Origin of the sequence: Flagellimonas lutimaris (assembly GCF_051494225.1) — a bacterium.
GTDB classification, from domain to species: Bacteria; Bacteroidota; Bacteroidia; order Flavobacteriales; family Flavobacteriaceae; genus Flagellimonas; species Flagellimonas lutimaris_A.
Map to the genome: position 1 here is coordinate 561,358 of NZ_JBNPYE010000002.1, position 18,150 is coordinate 579,507.

Annotated in this window: 12 protein-coding genes; 4 read left to right on the plus strand and 8 right to left on the minus strand. The window is 39.9% G+C overall.

The genetic code is table 11. The features are described 5' to 3' along the window. Positions 1-25: 25 nt before the first annotated feature. Positions 26-2,200, plus strand: a complete 2,175-nt coding sequence (locus tag ACQQ5U_RS07760) for an acylase (RefSeq protein ID WP_437396515.1) — start codon at positions 26-28, stop codon at positions 2,198-2,200. 9 nt (positions 2,201-2,209) lie between these two features. On the opposite strand, the gene ACQQ5U_RS07765 is transcribed toward ACQQ5U_RS07760, so the two are convergent. The 3 genes from ACQQ5U_RS07765 to ACQQ5U_RS07775 form a co-directional block, all read right to left on the minus strand. Next, positions 2,210-2,875, minus strand: coding sequence for a hypothetical protein (locus ACQQ5U_RS07765; protein WP_437396517.1), 666 nt, complete (start codon positions 2,873-2,875; stop codon positions 2,210-2,212). 76 nt (positions 2,876-2,951) lie between these two features. After that, a complete protein-coding gene (locus tag ACQQ5U_RS07770; protein ID WP_437396519.1) occupies positions 2,952-4,094 on the minus strand; it encodes an acyltransferase family protein in 1,143 nt (380 codons plus the stop codon). 89 nt (positions 4,095-4,183) lie between these two features. Beyond that, positions 4,184-5,347: a helix-turn-helix domain-containing protein gene (locus ACQQ5U_RS07775; protein WP_437396521.1), complete on the minus strand. Its 1,164-nt coding sequence runs from the start codon at positions 5,345-5,347 to the stop codon at positions 4,184-4,186. A gap of 79 nt (positions 5,348-5,426) precedes the next feature. Here ACQQ5U_RS07775 and ACQQ5U_RS07780 point away from each other — a divergent pair, with 79 nt between their 5' ends. Continuing rightward, positions 5,427-6,686: an aminotransferase class V-fold PLP-dependent enzyme gene (locus ACQQ5U_RS07780; RefSeq protein WP_437396523.1), complete on the plus strand. Its 1,260-nt coding sequence runs from the start codon at positions 5,427-5,429 to the stop codon at positions 6,684-6,686. Here the strand turns inward: ACQQ5U_RS07780 and ACQQ5U_RS07785 are convergent. Next, positions 6,683-7,579 (minus strand): metallophosphoesterase, encoded by an 897-nt coding sequence (locus ACQQ5U_RS07785; RefSeq protein WP_437396525.1) that lies wholly within the window; start codon positions 7,577-7,579, stop codon positions 6,683-6,685. The two genes, ACQQ5U_RS07780 and ACQQ5U_RS07785, sit on opposite strands and share 4 nt — an antisense overlap. Positions 7,580-7,696: 117 nt before the next feature. Between ACQQ5U_RS07785 and ACQQ5U_RS07790 the strand changes: the two genes are divergently transcribed. Further along, positions 7,697-10,072, plus strand: coding sequence for a GAF domain-containing protein (locus ACQQ5U_RS07790; RefSeq protein WP_437396527.1), 2,376 nt, complete (start codon positions 7,697-7,699; stop codon positions 10,070-10,072). Position 10,073: 1 nt separating this feature from the next. Here ACQQ5U_RS07790 and ACQQ5U_RS07795 read toward each other — a convergent pair whose 3' ends face one another. Further along, positions 10,074-11,267 (minus strand): Pycsar system effector family protein, encoded by a 1,194-nt coding sequence (locus ACQQ5U_RS07795; RefSeq protein WP_437396529.1) that lies wholly within the window; start codon positions 11,265-11,267, stop codon positions 10,074-10,076. Positions 11,268-11,320: 53 nt separating this feature from the next. On the opposite strand from ACQQ5U_RS07795, the gene ACQQ5U_RS07800 reads away from it, so the two are divergent. Beyond that, positions 11,321-15,034: a metallophosphoesterase gene (locus ACQQ5U_RS07800; protein WP_437396531.1), complete on the plus strand. Its 3,714-nt coding sequence runs from the start codon at positions 11,321-11,323 to the stop codon at positions 15,032-15,034. 2 nt (positions 15,035-15,036) lie between these two features. On the opposite strand, the gene ACQQ5U_RS07805 is transcribed toward ACQQ5U_RS07800, so the two are convergent. The 3 genes from ACQQ5U_RS07805 to ACQQ5U_RS07815 are packed head-to-tail and all read right to left on the minus strand — an operon-like array spanning position 15,037 to position 18,147. Continuing rightward, complete coding sequence (locus ACQQ5U_RS07805; RefSeq protein WP_437396533.1) at positions 15,037-15,894, minus strand: hypothetical protein; 858 nt, start codon at positions 15,892-15,894, stop codon at positions 15,037-15,039. Further along, complete coding sequence (locus tag ACQQ5U_RS07810; protein ID WP_437396535.1) at positions 15,887-16,786, minus strand: GyrI-like domain-containing protein; 900 nt, start codon at positions 16,784-16,786, stop codon at positions 15,887-15,889. The genes ACQQ5U_RS07805 and ACQQ5U_RS07810 overlap by 8 nt, the downstream gene beginning before the upstream one ends. A 29-nt stretch (positions 16,787-16,815) precedes the next feature. Next, positions 16,816-18,147: a vanadium-dependent haloperoxidase gene (locus ACQQ5U_RS07815; protein WP_437396536.1), complete on the minus strand. Its 1,332-nt coding sequence runs from the start codon at positions 18,145-18,147 to the stop codon at positions 16,816-16,818. Positions 18,148-18,150: the final 3 nt, after the last annotated feature.

Consider the following 18,150-nt stretch of genomic DNA (forward strand, 5'->3'; position numbering starts at 1 on the left):
CAAACTAATTAAACCAATCCCCGAGATGAGAATTACAATCCTTGCAGCAATTTTTCTGTTTATTTCCTGTTCCGAAAAACCTCAAACCGAGGAGGAGCAATGGGAAGCCCAAGCTGAAAACATTACAATTATCCGAGACGATTTTGGAGTGCCCCACGTTTACGGCAAAACGGATGCCGACGCTGTTTTTGGATTGTTATATGCACAATGTGAGGATGATTTTAATCGTGTAGAACAAAATTATATCTGGGCTACCGGTAGATTGGCAGAAGTTGAAGGAGAAGATGCTTTGTACAGTGATCTTCGCGCCAAACTCTTTATGACCGAAGAAGAGGCCAAGGCCAATTACGAAAAAAGTCCAGAGTGGTTGAAAGAGCTTTGTAATGCTTTTGCGGATGGAATCAATTATTACTTACATACTCATCCCGAAGTTGAGCCCAAACTATTGACCCGTTTTGAGCCTTGGATGCCAATGTATTTTAGTGAAGGATCCATTGGTGGGGATATCGAGCGTATATCGACCCGAAAAATCAAACGTTTTTACGAGAGTGGGATGGAATTGCCCGAGATGGAAGCCCTTCAAATCAAAAAAGAGGAGGAAATGGCAGAGCCACAAGGTTCCAATGGAATCGCTATTTCCGGAGATTTGACCGAATCTGGCAATGCGATGCTGTTGATCAATCCTCATACTTCATTTTATTTTAGGGGAGAGGTACATGTGGTGAGCGAAGAGGGCCTGAATGCCTACGGTGCAGTAACTTGGGGTCAGTTTTTTGTGTACCAGGGTTTCAACGAGAAAACGGGGTGGATGCATACATCTACCTATACCGATGTGATGGATGAGTTCAAGGAAACCATTGTTAAAAATGATGGCAAGCTGTTTTATCAATATGGTGAAGAATTGCGTCCGGTTGATTCTAGCACAGTGACTTTAAAATATAAAGAAGGGGAAAGTTTAAAAGAGAAAACATTTCCGATGTATAGAACCCACCATGGTCCGATTACCCATCAAGTTGGGGACCAATGGACTGCTTCCGCTATGATGTGGGAGCCTGTTAAGGCGTTGGAACAGTCCTATATCCGAACCAAGCAAGATGGTTACGATGGTTTTAGGGAGATGATGGATATCCGTACCAATTCTTCCAACAATACCGTTTATGCCGATGCGGAAGGGAACATAGCCTATTTCCATGGCAATTTTGTTCCGAAACGCGATACCATTTTTGATTACACCAAACCTTTAGACGGTAGCAATCCGAAAACCGATTGGCAAGGTTTGCATACTGTGGATGAAAATATTTTGGTGCTCAACCCAGAAAATGGTTGGATTCAAAACTGTAATTCTACCCCGTATACTTCAGCTTTGGAGTTCAGCCCAAAGCGTGAAGATTACCCCAATTATATGTCCAGAGACCAAGAAAATTTTAGGGGTATTCATGCCATTGAGCTGTTGACCGACCGCAGTGGTTATACTTTAGATGGACTTATTGAAATGGCCCACGACCCTTATTTGCCAGCTTTTGAAGCATTGATTCCAGGATTGGTGAAAGCTTATAATGAGAATGCAAAAGCGTATCCGGAACTACAAGAACCGATAGAAGTTTTGAGGGAATGGGATTTCACTACATCAAAAAAATCTATTGCGATGACTTTGGCACATTATTATGGTACACTTTGTTATTCCAAGGCGGAAAGACCTAAAGATATGTACCCTATGGAATGGGTTGAATATTGGGGCAGTGAATGGCCCGACGCTCAAAAACTGGATATGTTTCAAGAGGCCCTATCTATATTGGAAAAGGATTTCGGTACTTGGAAAATGTCTTGGGGCGAGGTAAACCGTTACCAAAGATTAAATGGAGATATTCGCCAAGCTTTTGATGATGCTAAACCCAGTATTCCAATCGGTTTTGCCAGTGGACGATGGGGTGCATTGGCTGCTTATGGCGCTCGTTACGATAATGACACCAAAAAGATTTACGGTACACGAGGTAATAGTTTTGTGGCTGCAGTAGAATTTGGTGATAAAGTGAAGGCGAAGACCATGCTAGCTGGAGGTCAAAGCGGAAATCCTGAATCACCTCACTTTAATGATCAAGCGCAACGCTACGCGGATAAGGAATTTAAAGATGCTGCTTTTTACAAGGAGGATGTTTTAAAACGTGCCGAAGTAACCTATTCACCGGGCGAAAAATATTGAGGGAACTGTTTAGTTGCTTTTTTCTATGCCACTATCCTCTTCTTTAACAATGATCAGGCTGGCTTTGGAACCTGTGGAAAGGTTCCAGCGATTGTTGTGAATGACTACACCTTTATCATCGGTTACAATGACCTGCGCAGTATTTGGCCCAGAAGACCCTTGGTTAAGAGCCTCAAATTCTATGCGGTTAAAGCCTTCTACTAAATCCAAGTTAATTCCTTTAAAGGAACCGGACAACAGTAGATTGTACTCCGCAACTTCCCCATTTACATAGATTTTGATTCGGTCACCATCCACATATTCGTGGTCTCTGGCCACAATGCCGACAAATTTGGCCGTGGTTTTAAAATCACCCAAATATTGGTCTCCAAAATGCTCGTTGGCACCTTTTTCCCTTTTTTCAATCACTTTAGGGTCGATGACCATATCATGGCCAGCTTGAAGCAACTCTCGGTCCGGCAACATTTTAACGCCGGGTTTTTCATTTTTGGAAGTAAGATTTTCATCTAACACCGAAGGCATGCGAAGTAATGTACCTTGATTACTTGCTTTTACGTCAAGTTTATTGTTGTTGCCAATTTTCAATGGTCGTGTAGTGGGTAGGTCCGACGATTGTGCGAATGTCGAAACCAACCCAAAAGTAATTCCCATTAAGGTGAAAATCAGTCTTTTCATAACAAGAGTAAGCAAGTGTCTTGATATAAAATTAGCAAATACCTTGCCACCAACATGATAAATTGTAGTTAAATCGTTAATCTGCAGGCTCTTTTTTGTTTTTCCCTTTCAAACCAAATAGTGGATGCAACAGAGGAATACGCAGAATAATCAAATCATAGATCAACCAACTAATGCCAAATGTTCCCGCTACAAGGATAATGGCTTTTGGCAAAAAGCCCCAACTAAAATCCATCAAAAAATAGGCAATACCAACCGTAATGGTCTGGTGCAAGATGTAGAATGGATAAACTGCCCTATTGGCATAGGCAAGACCTTTACTGGGTTTGTTGAGGTACCGCGCCGCGTAGGCAAAAAGCACTAAAATCCAGGACCACAGGTTCACCACTTTCAATAGCGCTTCGGTGAAGTGGATTACATATCCATCTTCAAAAAACAGCCATATAATTACCTGGCCCGAAAACCCAATAATTCCTAAAATCAAAGCTTTATACTTTATTTTGGCAATTGTTTGCCAAAACACATCTCCGGTAGCTATCAGAACAAAACCATAGAAAAACAAGATAATACTGAATATAAAATTGAACCAATCGTTTATTAAGGCATGGGTAATGGGGAAAAAAGGCTCTACCAAGGATTCTGCAAAATACAGCGGAATTACAAATATATAGATGCCCCATGTTCTTTGAATCAAACGTTTTACCCAATCAATAAAGCGGGTATTGTGCTTTCTTAGGTAAACAAAGAGCGGTGCCAAAATCCATGAAAACACCAAAAGATAGGGCAAAAACCAAAGGTGGTGCCAACTGTAGTTTCCTTCCGGATAGATGCCATCAAAAGCAATAGTGGTAAAATATTTCCAGTATGAGCCTGTAAATGTCCCATCCACCAAACGCTCCAAATATACTTGTGGGGGCACTATCAGAATCATGCCTACCACTAAGGGAATTCCTAAACGAAGGAAGCGTTCCCACATAAATTTACCCATGCTTCTTTTGCCCAAGGCATAATAGGTTCCCATCCCGGATATAACGAATAGGATGGGCAAACGCCATTGGTTCAAAAATGACATGGGCCAGCGGAGCCAATCGTAAATCACATTATTTTTTAAATGCCAGCCCCAGGGCACAAAAAACATTCCTACGTGGTAAAATATAAGCAGTGCAAAAACAATAACACGTAGCCAATCCAAATCGTAACGTCTGATAGTAGTTTTCATCCTAAAATTTTTTCCAAAGATGAAAAGTGCCGACCAAACAGCGTTGTTTTTTGGTAAGGGAAACGTCCTGAATTGCAATTATGGAGAAATTACGCCCTGTTTTGCTTCATAAATGCGGATGGGGATTGCCCCGCATGCTTCTTAAAGGCATTGTAAAAGGCGGATTTGGACCTGAACCCGACCGATTCGCCAATGGCTTCCACAGTAAGCTGCTTGAATTCAGGGTCAAATAGCCTTTCCTGTGCCAATGCGATTCTTTTTTGGTTGATGTAATCGTTAAAATTGATTCCGGTTTCGGAATTGATCAATTTAGAGACTGTATTGCTATTGGTATCCAACCTTTCAGCCACCTTTTTCAATGTAACATCTTGATGGGAATAATATTGGGATTCCATCATAAAGTTTTCTATGTTATCAAATTCAATGGAATTGCTGGCCAAGGTCTCATATTTTTCTGCAATCCATGATTTTTCAAAAAAACGTGATTCCGAAATAATAAAAAAGGAGGTAAGGAAAATAGTCACCGTCTGTATTATCCCAACAATATGATCTCCACCATCATCATCATAATTCAAGTAGATAAGGAACAAGGAAACCATCAACACAAAAAAGAAAATAACCGTGTTTCTGGAAAAAATGTATTTGTCCACTTTAATATGCTTAGGGGCTACCCATCCTTTTTTCTTGGTTTTTATGACCAATAAAAGTGAGAGCACTAAATAAAATGCAAAACTGAACAGTACCAACCACCTAAACTGGTCTTTGAGGTAATGATAAGAATAGTTAATGTTTCCAGGAACGTCTATGAATCCCAAATCTCTATGGTACGCGCCTAAATAAGCGTTGAGCTTTACCTCGGTGGGACTCAGGTAATAATTGATTTGAGAAATAGCGTATAACACCGGCAATACAAAATGGGGCCAATGTTTTTTTAGGGTGATTGGTTTTCGTTCCAATAAGGTATAGAGGAAGAAATAAAGCGTAGGGGTGATAAGGAGTACCAAAAATTCGGTAGAATCGTTCAGGTAGATTACGTATTTCATCAAACCCGTGTAGCAGAGGTATACATCTAAAAACACTAGGCATTGCACTAAAAGTGACCATCCGAACAGATTGATGGCCGATTTTCGATTTGCCCTTAAAAAAATGACCAGCGCCAAGAAAAACCCTTGGACAATGCCCAATAGCATAATGTGGGACGCCAGGTCGTAGTGAATGGGAATTTGATCAAATATAACCTTCACATCAGTCATGTTATCGGTGTAAGTTGTATCTTCAAGACAAAGTAAAATAGAAAAGTACCAATCTTTTTTTAATCAACCGACCACTAAAATGAAAAAGCGACAATTCATACGTTACATGGGAAGTGCCGCCATGGCTGCCCCACTTTTTCCAATTACGCTGGATAACGTTAAACTCAAAGAAATGCCATATCCAGATATAGATAACGAGGCATTTTGGGAACGGATACGAAAAGACTATAGATTGAAATCCGATTACATCAATCTGGAAAGCGGGTACTACAATATTGTTCCCACGCCCATTCTGAACAAATACATGGAACATATACAGCATGTAAATTACGAAGGGTCTTACTATATGCGAACCGTGCAATGGGACAACAAGAAAAAGGCGGCCGCTCGTGTGGCCGAACTGGTCAATTGTTCGGAAAAGGAATTGGTCATAACCCGAAACACTACGGAATCCTTGGATATGATCATTGGAGGCTACCCCTGGGAAGCGGGGGACGAAGCTATTTTTGCCGTGCAGGATTATGGGGCGATGCAGGTACATTTCCATCAAATGGAAGACCGTTACGGAATTATTTGTAAAAAAGTGTCCTTGCCCAACCACCCTGAATCTGATGAGGAAATTGTAGCGCTGTACGAATCCCAGATTACACCAAAGACCAAATTACTGATGGTGTGCCATATGGTAAATGTCACGGGCCAAATTCTGCCCGTTCGCAAAATATGTGACATGGCACATTCACATGGTGTTGAGGTGATGGTAGACGGCGCCCATTGTATTGGACATATAAATGTTGATTTAGCTGAATTGGATTGCGATTACTATGGTTCCAGTTTGCACAAATGGCTATGTGCCCCTTTAGGGGCGGGGATGCTTTATGTGGCCGAAAAGAATATTCCAAAAATATGGCCCTTATTGGCGGAACATGAAAACGATAAAACGAAAATACGAAGGCTGAACCATACGGGAACCCATCCTGTACATACGGACTTGACCATAAACGATTCTGTAGATTATCTGGAAATGATTGGAATGGAGCGGAAGGAAAACCGTATGCGTTATTTACAACGATATTGGAGCGATCAATTAAGAGATGTGGACAATGTGGTGGTAAACACTCCTATTGAACTGCACAGGAGTTGCGGAATTGCTAACGTGGGTCTCAAAAACATGAAACCAAGCAATATGGCCAAAACCTTATTGGATGAATTTAATGTTTGGACGGTGGCCATTGATTTTGAAAACGTGCATGGATGTAGGATTACTCCAAATGTTTTTACTACTACCGAAGAGTTAGATGAATTTGTAGATGCCATTAAAACCATGGCAAAACGAGCTTAACGGTCAATGTAATCTTGCAATTTTTCAGGACCTTCCAATAAAACCCGGACAATTTGAAGTGTACCATCGGGCTTGGTATCAATATGCCATTTGATAAGGGAAATTTTTCCATTTTCAATCTCTATTCCCGTAATGCTCCTTGGGTGAACACAGCTCCCATCGTTAAAGAATGGAATTTGGCCGGGCTCTGGAAACCGAGGTCTGTGCGTATGACCAGCTAAAGTAATGAGCAAATTTTTCTTTAGAATCCACCGTTTTATCCGTTTTTCAATGCGAATCAGCTCTTTATAATTTTTGGCAGGGCTTGTTGGGTCCGCAATGCCCACCACTTGAAGGGGTTTCCATAAAATTCGTACTAAAAACCTACCGATACGCCAACACACGTAATTCCACCAATCCGCTTGATGGCCGTGGACACAAAAAATTTCCTGACCGGTATCGGTATGTTTTAAAATGAGTGCTTCATGATAGGTGATGCCTTCGAAAAGTTCTTTGTCGGAACCATCAATAGGTTCAAAATAATGGGAAAGGTGTTTGTTCACATAATCGGGGTCCCTATACACCATATCGTGATTGCCCCAGAGCATGTGGAGCCGCTTTTCCAAATGAAATCGTCGTAAAAGTTGATACACATTTTTATGTGCTTCAATAATCGAATCAAAACTTAGATTTTCCCATAGCTCGTCCCCATCTCCTAGTTCAATATAATTAAAGCCTTCACGGTAATAATGGTTCAATGCATGGAAATAAATGTTCCGGTTATTGGCGAAGTCGTCGGCAAAGCTATTGTCTCCTCGGTGACAATCACTAAAAAAGATGAATTTGGAATCCTCATCGAATGGGATCGTCATTGCGTTTTTGTAGGCTCTGTCTAATCGGGTTGAAGAGGACATGAAAAAGTTTTTGCTAATTATCCTTAAAAATGGTGATTCGCCCATAAAGATATCTATTAATGGGCATGCATTCCTACTTTTTGTAACTTTGACGGCTAAACCTCGACTAACTTGGGAATGAAGCACGATTACCATTCGGAAAGCCCACTTGTTCAATTAGTAAGTTTCAACAAATTATTGGAACATTATGATGAACAACTAAAAAGTTCTAATCCACATGTTGCCGAAAGGGCAAAATATGTTTTGGAGACACAGGCGCCATACCCAGAATTGAGAGAAGGTTTTTCTGATTTGTCTTTGTTGGAAAAACACAAGGATGTGATTCGAGTGATTTTGGACGACTCTTTTTCTCCAATTTTAACCAAAAATGAAATCAAGACTGCATCCACACCCTTTGAAAATTTGGTGTTCAACTCTTCTGAGCGGTTTCGTCAAATCTTGAAAGATGCTGGGGAGGATTTTGACCTGGAAATAACCAATATACCTCACGAGTTCGGATACATTATGAGATGTACCGTAATCTTAAAGTTCTATTACGGGTATAATTTGGATTTTAGACGTCCTTTCTTTTATGATATACCAGATACCAATGGAGTGATGCGCAGGTACCGTATTTTGTACAATGCGGATTTTATGGAAATTACTCCAACCGACAAGGCCAAGGAGATTACACAAGATGATGTGGATGAGTTGTTGGACAACTTTTACAACTTGGATTTGTGGAAAGAAAAAATACCTCCAAATAGTTTTGTGGCCAAAGGTTTTGTTATATCCAATATGTTCGATGTAACTGCCGAGCATTCCGTTTCGGAAATAAAGTCGACCTTGATAGGTAAGACCCAAAGAGGCAAGGAGTCCTTTATGGAGAATTTCGAAGACACTTTTAGGTCCTTTTTTAAACTTAACGATATAAAGGTTGGTTTTGCGGGTTATGATTCGGGCGCCAATCACTTTTTTAAGATATATGGGAAAGGCATGGACAGTTATATCCTCAACGGTAAGGATACGGAGGAATGCGATTCTACATTTTGTAATTATTCCCATGGAAAGCTGTTCAAAGAGAATAAATATTTCGCTATTTCCAACGTGGAGAAATATTATAGAAAAACAGAGGGTAAGGTTCAGCCCTATAAAAACTTAATGGCCCAAGGCATTAAAAGTGCCATTTTGGCGCCAATTGCTGTCAATGGAGAGCTATTGGGTGTCCTTGAGCTGGTTTCCGGTAAAGTAAACGAACTAAACAGTGTTAACGCAAACAAGTTGGATGATGTAATGCCTTACATTATTGCGGCTGTAATGCGAACCATTGAGGAAGAAGAAAACTTAATCGATGCAGTTATTCAGCACGAGTGTACCTCTGTGCATCCGTCGGTATATTGGAAATTCCAAGAAGAGGCCAAGCGGTTTATGGCAGACGAATTGGCTGGCAACGAACCTATGTTCGAAGAAATTGTTTTCAAAGATGTGTACCCATTATATGGCCAAATCGATATAAAAGATTCTGCAAAGGAACGTAATCTTGCTATCCAAAGAGATTTAATGATCCAGCTTTCCGAAATCAATGATGTTTTGGAAATCGCTTTCAAAAGATACAAGCTTCCCATTTATGAGGAGTTGATGTTCAGAGTAAACAATTATTTGAATGAGGTTAAGGAGGCATTGTTTACCCATACCGAGCAAGCCGTCTTTGATTTTGTAAAAGAAGAAGTAGACCCCGTATTCGATCATCTTCAAAAAGAGGATGCCGAAATAGCTGCGCTTTTAGATAAATATAACGAGAAGATAGACAAGGCCACCGAAAGCTACTATGATCATCGTAGAAACTATGACAATAGCGTAATGGAGGCCAATATGAAACTTGCTGCTCTTTTGGATAAAAAGCAAGAGGAGGCCCAGGACATGTTCCCGCATTATTTTGAGCGCTATAAAACTGATGGGGTGGAACATAACATGTATATAGGAAACTCCATTGCAAAGGATAAGGAATTCAACGAACTTTTCTTGTGCAATCTAAGGTTATGGCAGCTTCAGCTTATGTGCGAGATGGAGAATAAGTACTACGCCTTAAAGCCACATCTTCCAGTTAAATTGGATGTTGCATCCTTGGTTTTGGTGTATAGCACTTCTCTGGCCATCCGTTTTAGAATGGATGAAAAACGTTTTGATGTTGATGGCACATACAATGCCAGATATGAAGTCATCAAAAAGCGTATTGACAAATCCTTTATTAAGGGGACCAACGAGCGCCTTACACAAAAAGGAAAGCTGGCCATTGTGTATTCGCAACGCAAGGACGAGAAAGAATATCTGCGTTACATTAGTTTTTTAAAGGCCAAAGGCTATTTTACCAACAATATCGAAATTGTGGAATTGGAAGGGGTTCAAGGAGTATCTGGATTAAAGGCGATAAGGGCTGAGATTTTATATCAAAAGGATAAAAAATCGGAGCGAACCTATACTTATGATGACCTTATGGAGGAATTAAGTTCGTGAGTTAGAAAATCAATCTTTCCGGGCCAAAAAACCGAAAGGCAATACCAAAGGCAATAACAGATATAATGATACCGAACATAAAAATGTTGTAGGTTAAACGCAGTATCTTATACTTTCTGTTTAAAACAATACCCAAATAGTAAAGGTCTTTTGTAAGTGAAGAGTATACATAATCCTTATCCTTTACCAATTCCCGTACCGCTGATTGATATTCTTCAAGACCCATTTGGTGGAAGTTGCCAAAGAACAATAGGTTCACCCTTCTTTTTTCCACATCTTCTTTGGTGAATTTACCGCTTGTAATATTAGGTCGGGTAGCCAACACGGACAGGACCATGGAAACAACGCTGAACAGGATCAATATGAATGTGGGATAAATCATATAGGTGTTGGATGGATTGTCCAGTTTGGTAAGTAGGTTGGCCAATACCAGTGAAATAATAATGGCATTCACGGACAACAATATATTTGCCTTTGTGTCGGCAATATCACTAAGTTTTAGGTGATTTCTCAAAGTTACCCGATACAAGGTCTGCACACTTCTATCAGGACTTTCGCTTTTATATTTTGCTTTTAAAGCTTCCTTTTTGGCAATCTTTTTTTCGGCCTTTTTCTCTTTAAGCAGTTTTTTTAGATTCTGTTGTTTTCCCTCTTCCCAATTCTCCTTGGCATAGTCCGTAAAAAAATTATGCTTTGTTCGGAACATTTTAATGTTCTTGTCCCGCCATTCTTTGGCGGAATAATCAGCAATTCCCAATTCTTTGAGTTCCTCTTTTAAAAAATCGGTGGTTTCCCAATAACTTTTCTTGGCAAAATGGGATATATCTGCGTCCCTAATAATTCCTTCCATGAGGTTGGAGGGCGTGTTGCACATTTTTGTTGCCATAATCAACGAGCATACTTGCTCGATACTTTCAGGTTGGTAATCGTTTTTTTTGAGAAACTCTCTGGCAATTTCACAACTACTTTCTTCATGGTTTTCCCAACCTTTTATATGACCAACATCGTGGAACCATGAGGCCAGCAATAACCTCTCGTTTTCAACCTCTTCAAGATTATAATAATTGAGTAATTCTTTAGTACTTTTGACTACTCGTTGGGTATGTCGCAAGTTGTGGTACAAGAACTTGGGGTCAAGCTTGTCTGTTAATAGTTTAGAAACGAAGTGTTTAGTTTTTTCAACAATTTCCGACATATATCCAAATTAAAACATCCAAATTACAAAAAATTGGTATCAACCTCGTGAATATGAAGAAACATTACTTGATTGTTTTCTTGATTGTTTTGACTTCTGGTTGTGCAACCTATGAAGCGAAATATGCCGAACCTTTTTCTGCAAATAATACTTTAGTAGATAAAGACATTGAACACACCTTTTATTTAATCGGGGATGCGGGAAAATCTCCTATGGGCGACCTCAATCCCACATTAAAGGAATTTAAAAAGGTTCTTGATGGCGCCAATAGCAATAGCACTGCCATTTTTTTGGGAGATAATATATATCCCGCTGGATTTGTCGATAAGGGAGATGACGTTGATGGTTACCAACGTTCCAAACACTATTTGGATGCGCAGTTGGCCACTTTAAAAAATTTTAAAGGAAATACCATTTTTATACCTGGTAATCACGATTGGTACAGTAATGGGTTAAAGGGTCTTAAAAGGGAGGAAGAATACGTTGAAGAGGTGTTGAACGATAATGAGGCTTTTCAACCAGAAAATGGTTGTCCTATCGAAGACATTGAAATCAATGAAAATACAATGGTCATTGCCATAGATACAGAATGGTATCTCGTCAATTGGGACAAGCACCCGACCATGAACGATGAATGTAAAATAAAGGACAGGGATCGTTTTTTTGAGGAGTTGGAGGGTTTGATCAAAAAGAACAGGGACAAGACGGTAATCATAGCCATGCACCACCCAATGTTTTCCTATGGTTCCCATGGTGGTCAATTTTCCTTTAAACAAGGAATGTATCCCAGCGGAGGAAAGGTGCCTTTACCAATTTTTGGATCTGCAATCAATCTTATGAGAAAAACTTCCGGTGCCACACCGGAGGACTTATCCAATAAAAGGTACAATGAGTTAAAGAATAGGATACTCACCCTTTCACAATATTCGGACAAGGTAATTTTTACCTCAGGACATGAGCATACGCTTCAGTACATTGAGGAATATGGCAAACCCCAAATTGTTAGTGGTGCTGGAGCAAAGACTGGAGCTACTAGACTTTTGAACGGCAGTAAATTTTCAACGGGAAGAAATGGATATGCGATTTTAAAGGTGTTTAAAGATGGCTCGTCTAAAGTTGAGTTTTATGGAACAGGAACTAACTCCAACGAATTATTGTTCCGGACGCAAGTGCTGCCACCCGATAGGTCGAATAAAAAAATGAAACTTTCCGATGATTTTCCAGCATACAAAATGGCATCTATTTATGGGGAAGAGCAAATAGATAAGAGTGGATTTCACAAATGGTTATGGGGTGAACGTTACAGAAAATATTATGGAACCAAAGTAAAGGTTCCTACTGTGCGATTGGACACCCTTTTCGGAGGATTGACCGTTGTTAGAAAAGGTGGAGGTAATCAATCCAACTCATTACGATTGGCAGATCGGGAAGGTAGGGAATATGTGATGAGGGGCTTGCGAAAAAGTGCCGAAAGATATCTGCAGGCCATTGCCTTCCAAGACCAATACATTATTGGACAATTTGAGGATACATACACGGAAAAATTGTTATTGGACCTTTATACTGGAGCACATCCATATGCTCCTTTTACAATGGATAAACTATCGGATGCCCTTGGGATATATCATACCAACCCTAAGTTGTACTACATTCCCAAACAATCTGTTTTGGGAGATTTTAACAAGGAATTCGGAGATGAGCTGTATATGATCGAGGAGCACGTTTCCGATGATCATGATAATTTGGAAAGCTTTGGTTACACTAAAAAGATAGAGAGTACCTACGACCTTTTGGACAAACTCCGAGAAGATGAGAAGTATAGCATTGACCAAAAAGAATATGTGAAAGCGCGCCTTTTTGATATCCTTGTCGGAGACTGGGACAGACATGTAGATCAATGGCGATGGGCGGAATTTGAGACCGAAGATGGAAACAAAGTGTACAAACCAATCCCGAGGGACAGAGACCAAGTGTTTTCACGCTGGGGAGATGGTCTCATCATGAATTTTGGCTCCAGAGCGGTTCCAGGCCTACGTATTTTTGAAGGATTCCACGAAAAAATAAGGAGCGTAAAAGGATTTACATCGTCACCAAAAACGTTTGCTTTGGATATGGCCCTGTTATCGGAAGCGGATTTGGATATATGGATAGACCAGGCCAAGTTTATTCAGCAAAACTTAGATGGAGAAATTATTGATGATGCCTTTTTGGCCTTTCCTGAAGAAGTTCGGGATGAAACTTTGACCGAAATCAAGAATATTCTTCTGGCCAGAAAGAAAAATCTGGTACAAACTGCAATTGACTACTTTGTTGTTTTGAATAAGTATAGTGTGGTTGCCGGAACGGATAAAGACGATTATTTCAGCATTGTTTCTTTGCCCAATGGAAATGTTGAGGTAAAAGCATACCGTATAAAAGGAGGGGAGAAGACAAATCTTTTCTTCAACAAGGTGTATAACCCGGATTATACCAAGGAAATTTGGATTTACGGTTTGGATGATGATGATATGTTCGATGCCAGAACAGAAACATCAAAAATAAAAGTGCGCATTGTTGGTGGACAGAACAATGATGTTTATATAATTTCCGAAAACTCCAAAAAACTACTGGTCTACGATTTCAAATCCAAGAAGAACACCTTGGATAATGCTTATGGGGGAAAAATTAAACTGATAAATGATTACAACACCAATACTTACGAGTTCTTAAATATGAAAGGTAGTAATAACCAGATACTACCCACAATTGGTTTTAATCCAGATGACGGGGTAAGGGTGGGGTTTACCGATACATACACATTTAATGGGTTCAGAAAAAATCCGTTTACACAACAGCATACGGTTAACGCGGCCTATTATTTTGCAACCAATGGTTTTGATTTAGGATATAAGGGAGAGTTTGCCCACGTGTTTAATAAGGTAAACCTAGAACTACATGCTCTATTTACCAGTCCCAATTTTACTAGAAATTTTTTCGGCTTCGGAAATGAAACCGTTAATAATGACGATGATGAACCTCTGGGATTGGATTACAACAGGGTTAAAATACGAACCCTTAAGTTTGCTCCTTCCTTGGTGTGGCGCGGATTTTTTGGTTCCAAGGCGCGTTTGGGCGTTGCTTACGAGAGTATTGAGATTGAAGAAACTGAAGATAGGTTTATCAATGAGTTTTACTTAGAAAACGGGGAGGAAAATCATTTGAATTTCTTTGGCGTTGATGCTGAATACAGCTATTCCAATACCGATAACGAGGCATTTCCAACGTTGGGAATGGCGTTTGCTTTGGAGGGTGGTTTTAAAACCAATTTGGATGATTCATCCAGAACGTTTGGGTACATTATCCCTGCATTTTCTATGGACCATAAGCTTACTGCAGATGGACGATTGGTCTTGGCCACTAAATTTAAAGGACATTTTACCATTGGTAATGGCTACGAATTTTATCAAGCTGCCAGCATTGGGGGCGACAATGGTCTTCGAGGCTTCCGTTTCCAACGCTTCTCAGGTAAGACGGCCTATTTTCAAAACACGGATTTACGATATAGTTTTAGGCGCACAAAGACAGGTATTCTTCCGGTGACCCCGGGTGTTTATGGAGGGTTTGACTATGGTCGTGTTTGGTTTCCTGGCGAAGATTCAGACAAATGGCACAATTCTTATGGAGGTGGATTTTTCCTGAATGGTGCAGATGTGCTGTCTGCTAATTTTGGACTGTTTAATAGTACGGATGGCCTGCGTTTTGCCTTTGGCCTTGGATTTGGATTTTAACTTTAATCCAATTTCAACTCATAAAGTTTTCGACCCCCGAATCTGTTCTCTTCATCAGCAATCAAGAGTGTATTGTTGTTCGCAAAACTAATCGACTCAATCTGGGTATCAGTTTTTAAGTCAATGATTTTTATGGATGCTTTGGTCAAGTCTGGAATATTAAAATCCGTTAGTAAAAACACGAACCCATAGCTTAATAAGGCAATGGTATTACCATTAGGGGAAATATCGGCGCTTGTCACCGAGCAATGGTCTTGGTCGGCGCATAAGAACAACGAGCCCAAAAATTCTGCTTCGTATTCCCCTTCCTTGTCCGGTACACAATAAATCAAAGTGTTTCCTGAAAAAGGTCTCGTGCGGTTTTTAGTGAAGATGTACAGATGGTCATTTAGGTGAAAAAACCCTTCCGTATCATAATAAAGACTGTCTTTTTGGGGTGGAAAATCTTTTTGTTGCGGGTATTTAAACTCAATCTTTACGGCATTGGGTTTCTTTTTATCCATTTGGTTTTTTGGAATCTTGTAAATAACCAAATCATCGCGCTCATTGCCATTATTGCCAAAATCTCCGATATATAGATTGCCATAAACATCCATGGTCAAATCTTCCCAATCCTTATTTTTGGCATGGTCAACTTTTAATGATTCCTGGATTTGACCATCTTTATTGACCCTATAAATTTGATCCTTGTTACCACTGTCTTCAATCACCCAGATTTTACCATCTTTGGTAACTTGCAACCCGGATACTTCTTTAAGTTTGGAAGGGAATTTGGCCAAGTTCTCCAATTCGCCAAAATAGGTTCTTTGGGCAAAAGCTTGCACAGCTATTAGTAAAAAAACTAAGGCAAACTTATTCATTGGATTCTTTTATGGGCATAAATACCTCCGTAGTCCATTCCAACTCATTTCCTCCCATATTGGGGTTATTGTAGAAAATTTCCAGTGGTTTTTTCTCTATGGGAATATTATTCTTTTTCGCATAATCCATTATAGCATACCATGCTCTGTCCGAGGTAATATAGTTTCCGTGATAAATGGCCTTGATAGCATTTTTACTAAAGATACGTTTGTATTCAATATCAGGGTGATCTGGAAGTCTTTCGGAACGAATAATCGGGTTGCAAAAATTATAGGAAAGACTATTGTTTTCCAAATCCCAGTCCAGTACCTCTACGAAAGGAGGACCATTCAATTGAATTTGTTTTTCCAAAAGAATTGCGTTAAGAAAGTTGTAGTTTGCCATCATACCCTTAGCCTTTTCTTCGGGAGCTGTAATAAGTTGAATACAGGCACAAAATGAAGAGAATGTCTCTTCCTCACCTTCGATAGAAACATTAAAACCACTTATGTGCTCATTCAAAAAACCATTAAAATCCAAAAGCTTTTTTCTAGAGCCTTTTTCAAAATCGGTGTCAGAAAACGGAATAGTTAAGCGATTGTTGAACGAATAATCCTGGTCTTTGATATTTACTTGGATCTCACTTAAAGAATCGTGAACTGGGTTTATTTCCCATTCGTACATATGCACGGAATCGTTTACAAAAACAGTTTGTTTAAAATGGCTGGGGCTGATGTAGTCCACAGGTATAACGGAATCAAAACCTTGGTTCCAAGCCTTCACGGTTTCGAAGATGGTCCCAGGAATCGCTTTTGCCTTAAAATTGACCTGATAATCTTGTGGTTTTAAAAACAGGTACCACAAAATTACTCCCACCGTAAGGGCAAGGATTATTGAAAAAATCTTCCTCATAACTAGTAACTAGAAAGCAAAAATAGGGTTTAGCCTTTTGTCATGTCCAATTTATCTACTACAAATTTACCTAGTTCTCTACCTTGCTTAATTCCAACAACAATTGCCGCGCGGTAATGGATACCACCATACATTCGGCTTAGGGCAGCCTCATCAGATGCTTGGTTAAAAGAAGAGAATGAGCGTACAGGCAAACCATAGGCTACTTCAGTATCGTCATCAAAGGCAAAATTGTCGCCAAAAATGTCGGTCAAAGCCGTAGCTGCCGCACCCGAGACTACACTGTGTCCACTCGTATATTCAGGGAATGGAGGTGTTTGAAGAACAGGCTCCCAACTGTCGTCGATATATTCGTTAATAACTGTTTCCGGACGGATAAGGTTACTTCTGTATTTTTCATCCCAACAGCTTATAAAGGCATCAGCGATAGCGATAGAGGTTTTGGTATATGCATATACTGTTTTGTCAAAATCCGCATTTGTTTTTCTTGCAGCAATTTTGGCAATGCCTATCCAGTGAGCACCTGGGGTAATTTTCTTTGTGGCAAACATTAAGTGTCCACGGGTTACGGAAACATAAGGATTACAATCCCAAAATTGGGCAATGGCTATTTCATCTGACTTGTCGCCTTTACCGATCATACTTTTTCTAACCTCGTACACTTCCATTACTTCTTTATAAAAATCGGAGTCTTCTTCCATTGAAAATTCAGGAGGTGGAACTGGTTTAAACTGTTGTGCAGAATCTATCGCAAACGGACGTATTTTTTCCCAGTGAGGCTCAATACCGTTCATATAGGCCGGTGGAGTAGGTTGCCAACGAGAAGGGTCGTCAGAGTCCACGGAGAATTTTGGCATGGTACGCGTTTCCTTGTAGTTATCCTTGTCCATCCATTCACCAATAAAGTTGGCCACCTCGAGACCATATTCTTTGGAGGCATTAAAAGCTGACTCGTTTTTTTCTGTCCATATCATATAAAGACTATCCCTGAAGCTTTCCATTTTTTCTTCAGAAAAGATAAGTCTCTTGCTAAGGTCCATTTGGGCAATCAATGCGGCCATTTCGTAATTGATGTTCTCATTGTTCTTTGGCTCAGGGATACTTTCCAAACCTGTTACCTGACCCGCCAAGGATTTGTAACTATCGTTTTTCTTGGCAATAATTTCGTAAGCGGCAATGTTCGGGTAGGCAAATATTCTACTCGCTACCGGTGGGGAGAATATATCGTGAATCATTATCTCGATTACCTTGTCCACAGAGGCGTGGTATTCTTCGGGGGTAATTTCAATAGGTTCCTGTTTTTTTTGACATGATGCCAGAACCAATAATAATGCTGCAATTAAACTTATTCCTTTTTTCATAGC

Coding starts and splice junctions, on each gene's coding strand:
- ACQQ5U_RS07780 (WP_437396523.1), top strand. CDS start 5,427: ATGAAAAAGCGACAATTCATACGTTACATGGGAAGTGCCGCCATGGCT.
- ACQQ5U_RS07810 (WP_437396535.1), bottom strand. CDS start 16,786: ATGAGGAAGATTTTTTCAATAATCCTTGCCCTTACGGTGGGAGTAATT.
- ACQQ5U_RS07800 (WP_437396531.1), top strand. CDS start 11,321: ATGAAGAAACATTACTTGATTGTTTTCTTGATTGTTTTGACTTCTGGT.
- ACQQ5U_RS07795 (WP_437396529.1), bottom strand. CDS start 11,267: ATGTCGGAAATTGTTGAAAAAACTAAACACTTCGTTTCTAAACTATTA.
- ACQQ5U_RS07765 (WP_437396517.1), bottom strand. CDS start 2,875: ATGAAAAGACTGATTTTCACCTTAATGGGAATTACTTTTGGGTTGGTT.
- ACQQ5U_RS07760 (WP_437396515.1), top strand. CDS start 26: ATGAGAATTACAATCCTTGCAGCAATTTTTCTGTTTATTTCCTGTTCC.
- ACQQ5U_RS07805 (WP_437396533.1), bottom strand. CDS start 15,894: ATGAATAAGTTTGCCTTAGTTTTTTTACTAATAGCTGTGCAAGCTTTT.
- ACQQ5U_RS07815 (WP_437396536.1), bottom strand. CDS start 18,147: ATGAAAAAAGGAATAAGTTTAATTGCAGCATTATTATTGGTTCTGGCA.
- ACQQ5U_RS07775 (WP_437396521.1), bottom strand. CDS start 5,347: ATGACTGATGTGAAGGTTATATTTGATCAAATTCCCATTCACTACGAC.
- ACQQ5U_RS07770 (WP_437396519.1), bottom strand. CDS start 4,094: ATGAAAACTACTATCAGACGTTACGATTTGGATTGGCTACGTGTTATT.
- ACQQ5U_RS07785 (WP_437396525.1), bottom strand. CDS start 7,579: ATGTCCTCTTCAACCCGATTAGACAGAGCCTACAAAAACGCAATGACG.
- ACQQ5U_RS07790 (WP_437396527.1), top strand. CDS start 7,697: ATGAAGCACGATTACCATTCGGAAAGCCCACTTGTTCAATTAGTAAGT.